5 protein-coding genes and 1 pseudogene are annotated in these 3,668 nt (G+C 63.8%); 3 read left to right on the plus strand and 3 right to left on the minus strand.

Annotation, left to right across the window (positions count from 1 at the left end; all coding sequences use genetic code 11):
- A pseudogene (locus QOH60_RS01275) lies at positions 1-259 on the plus strand (hypothetical protein); the annotation flags it as partial.
- Between the two features lie 13 nt (positions 260-272).
- Here the strand turns inward: QOH60_RS01275 and QOH60_RS01280 are convergent.
- The 3 genes from QOH60_RS01280 to QOH60_RS01290 all read right to left on the minus strand — a co-directional run bounded on the left by QOH60_RS01280 (position 273) and on the right by QOH60_RS01290 (position 2,595).
- Positions 273-584 carry a hypothetical protein gene (locus QOH60_RS01280; protein WP_526416272.1) on the minus strand — a complete coding sequence of 104 codons (312 nt, stop codon included), beginning with the start codon at positions 582-584 and terminating at the stop codon, positions 273-275.
- A gap of 89 nt (positions 585-673) precedes the next feature.
- Positions 674-1,936, minus strand: coding sequence for a DUF445 domain-containing protein (locus QOH60_RS01285; protein ID WP_526416274.1), 1,263 nt, complete (start codon positions 1,934-1,936; stop codon positions 674-676).
- Positions 1,933-2,595 carry an Abi-alpha family protein gene (locus tag QOH60_RS01290; protein WP_526416276.1) on the minus strand — a complete coding sequence of 221 codons (663 nt, stop codon included), beginning with the start codon at positions 2,593-2,595 and terminating at the stop codon, positions 1,933-1,935. The genes QOH60_RS01285 and QOH60_RS01290 overlap by 4 nt, the downstream gene beginning before the upstream one ends.
- A gap of 72 nt (positions 2,596-2,667) precedes the next feature.
- Here QOH60_RS01290 and QOH60_RS01295 point away from each other — a divergent pair, with 72 nt between their 5' ends.
- Together QOH60_RS01295 and QOH60_RS01300 are read left to right on the plus strand one after the other, a co-directional pair.
- On the plus strand, positions 2,668-3,237 hold the full coding sequence (locus QOH60_RS01295) for an orotate phosphoribosyltransferase (protein ID WP_526416278.1): 570 nt from the start codon (positions 2,668-2,670) through the stop codon (positions 3,235-3,237).
- Positions 3,238-3,244: 7 nt separating this feature from the next.
- Positions 3,245-3,631 carry a nuclear transport factor 2 family protein gene (locus tag QOH60_RS01300; protein ID WP_526416280.1) on the plus strand — a complete coding sequence of 129 codons (387 nt, stop codon included), beginning with the start codon at positions 3,245-3,247 and terminating at the stop codon, positions 3,629-3,631.
- Positions 3,632-3,668: the final 37 nt, after the last annotated feature.

The raw sequence follows: 3,668 nt of genomic DNA on the forward strand, positions 1-3,668 counted from the left end.
CGGCATCTACCTTCACTTCTTTGTCACCGGAGCCCCGACTGACGTGATGGGCGCCTACAAGTCTGCGCTCGAAGCCAATGGCTGGACGGTGACGGTGGAGAGTGGCGGTGGCGGCGGATACGGCGGCGGTGCCACCTACACCGGGACCCACGGAGACGCCTACGGCGTGTTCACCGGAGGCGGATCCAACAGCACCGACGTCGGCGCTTGCGCATGGCCGTCAAAGCCTGCGGACACCCACTGCGGTGGCGGCAACTGACCGACAGAAGCGCTTAGTCGGAGTCCGTGTTGTCCGCCGGGCAGGAGATGTCGAGGTAGACCGTCGTGTTCTCTTTGGGGCCCGAACCGTCGGGGTTGTGTATCGCGACAAGCGTGCACTCGTCCAGCGGGACATCGGGATAACCCGTGGTCCAGTTGATCGCGACGTTGTACCCGTCGCCCTTCAGATAATGGATGGCCTCAACCGGCGACTGCCCCACGGGCGGGTTCGGTTCGTCCGCGGCGGCCCGTGGCGCGACGGCGATCAGCGCAAGTGCCGATACAACGGCGAACAACAGCGCGAATCGGCTCGCCTTGGCTGGCATAGCGGTCCTCTCACGGTGGCCCCGAAGCCAGGATCGTCCTGCGCACTGAGAATTGCCTGCGAAATACGGACCGGTCGTCTGAGCCGCCGTCAGTGTCCGAAGAGTTCGATCAACTGGACCTGGATCTCGCCCACGACGCCACCCAGTACCGCACCCACCGCGATCATCAGCGGCTCGTCGTCCTTGAAGACGGGTCGCAGAATCGACTCGTATTCCTCGTTGCTGAGCTGACTCATCTTCTCGACGATGGTGTTCTCCAAGTCGATCACGCTCGTCGCGTACTCCTGCGCCTCGAGCAGCGTCGACGGCAGGCGCTCGAGAACCAGCGTCACCACGTGGTCCTTCAATTCGCGGTAGCGCTTGGTGCCGACGACGAGAGCAACCAGCGGCCCCGCGATTCCGCTCTGCGAATCGATGGCCGCGTCGACTTCCTTTGCGACAAGGGCGAACAACTTGTCGGAGCCGGGGCCTTTCAGAATGCCGTCGAACAGAATCTCCGGTGAGAAGAGGTCGTCGGCCAAGATCTTGGCGTAGTCGCGCGTGATCTTGTCCCGTTCGGTGTGCAGCAATCCCTGAAAAGGTATGAAGCCGAGGAACTTTCGTGGCTGCACCGGGCGGAACAGCATGTTCAGCGCGATGTAGTCGCTGATGAAGCCGACGGCGAATCCGAACGCCGGCATGATCCACGGGTTCTTGAACAACGCCCACGCGACCATCTGCACGAGGCCGATCACCAGGCCGAAGTAGATCCCACTGCGACGGACGAAAGCCATCGCGTCGTCGGTGACCCCGCGCATCAGCTTGACGAGCTTTTCCTTGTTACGCACCAGCGTGGTGACCGCGAGGAACTGCAAGTCGATGTAGCGGCCGAGGTCAGCCTTCATCCCTTCGAGCATGTTCTCGACGATTCGCGGGGCCTGCGCCGCGATCCTGTCCTGGATCGCTCGCCTGCCCGCCTCGGGAAGCGAATCCCACAACCCGGGCCGAATCTGCTCGGCGAGGTCGCGCGAAATCTCTTCAACCGCTTGGAGCATCGGGGCGTGCAGTACCTCGACGGCCTCCGTTGCGTCGATGCGGTCCAACAGTTCTTCGGGCTTGAGCAGGTTGGAGGTCAACAACTCGATGGTCTTGGAGCCCACCTTGCCCGCGCGTCGCGGGACGATGCCCTGCCAGCCGAATGGCCCGATCCCTTTGAATTCGAGTGGCCGGTAAATCATTTCCAGCGCGACGATCTTGGTACTCCACCCGACGAACGCCGCGACGATCGGCATCGAAAGGTAGATCAGCCAGTTGACAGAGAAGTCCCGCTTGATTTCCTCCCAGCTCTCCAGTGCGACCAGGACGTCGGTCACTGACCGTCCTGCTGCATCGTCGCCTCCCAGAGCGCCTGGCCCAGTCCCGACAGCGTCAACGTGAATTTGTCGACCTTGGCGGTCAGCGGGCCGCGGGACGCGTTCTTGATCGCGTTCAGCACCGCGGCCTCGGCCATGAGCACTTCGTAGTCGTCCTTCAAGTCCTCGTCCTCGGGACCGGTCTCCACCAACCCCAGCGAGAGCAGGTGGCTGACATAGGTCGGCACCATGGCCGGCAGCGCGACATTCGCGGTCCGGCCGATCAGCGACGCGTTTTCGAGCACGGCCCGCCCCGGCGTCCTGCGCCGCGTCCAGTCGTAGACGTTCACCAGCGGTGACGACGAGCCGTCAGAAAGCGCGCCGATGATCCTGGCTTCGTCGGCGACCAGCTGGTCGAGGATGTGATTGAAAAGCTCGACCTGGCTGCTGCTCGTGCTCTGATCCAGCGCGCGGTCGAGCAACTCGCGCATTTTTTCGCTCAACTCGTCTGGTCGTTGCGAGGTGCGCCGGTCAGCCTCGGGTGACGGGTCGTCGCCGTCGGCCTTGCCGCCGAGCAGCCCCAGCAGCTGCTCCTGCGTCCGGATGCCGGTGCGCAGCCAGAACCGCGCCACGCCGGTCGCCATGCCTGACAACCCGAGCGGGTCGAGCGAGTTTCCCACGGGTGAACCGTAACCGGTTCTCCTTCGCACACACAGGAGATCGATTACGACGCTCGCCGTACCATTACCGCGGTGACGACCCCGATCTCCTGGCAGGATGCGTTCGACATCATCAAGCGTGGTCATGAACGTCGCGACATCCCGTTCAAACTCGCCAGCGGCCAGACCAGCCACGACTACATCGACGGCAAGCACGCTGTCGACACCGGAGCCCGGCTCGCGGTCGTCTGCCGGGCGGTCGTTGACCTCGCAGGGGCGCATCAGATCGAGTTCGACGCCGTCGGTGGCCTGACGATGGGTGCCGACGCGCTCGCGCACGGTGTCGCGATGGTGACCGGCAAGGCGTGGTTCTCGGTGCGCAAAGAGCCGAAGTCGCGCGGGCTCGAGCAGTTCATCGAGGGCTTCCGGCTCAACGACCATCCAGGCACGCGGGTGCTGCTCGTCGAAGACGTCGTCAGCACCGGCGGCTCGGTGCGCAAGGCCTACGACCGCTCGATCGAGGCCGACGCCGTCGTAACGGGGATCATCCCCATGGTCGACCGGGGCGAGGTGGCCGCACGCGCCTTCGGCGAGCTCGGTGTGCCGTACCTCCCGCTCGTCACCTATCAACACCTGGGCATCGACCCCATCATCGAGCAGTGAGGGCACCATGACACCACCGGTCATCCAGCGCTGGATCGATATGATCGACAACCACAGCGTCGAGGGGCTCGACGCCCTACTCGCCGACGATGCAGTGTTCTACTCGCCCGCAATCTTCGCCCCCCAGGAGGGCCGTGCGAAGACCGCGATGTACCTGACCGCGGCCGCAGAGCTGCTGGGCAACAAGCACTTTCGCTACGTCGGCCAGTGGTTCGGCGAGGACTCGGCGGTGTTGGAATTCGTCACCGACCTCGACGGCGTTCAGGTCAACGGCGTCGACATGATCCAGTGGAACGACGACGGGAAGATCGTCGAGTTCAAGGTGATGTTGCGACCGTTCAAGGCCATGCAAACCGTGATGGCGAAGATGGCGGAGCTGCTTACGCGGACGTGAGGAGCAGATAGGAACGTGTCGTGAGGCTACTGATCAT

Source organism: Mycobacterium sp., from assembly GCF_032159765.1.
GTDB lineage: Bacteria > Actinomycetota > Actinomycetes > Mycobacteriales > Mycobacteriaceae > Mycobacterium.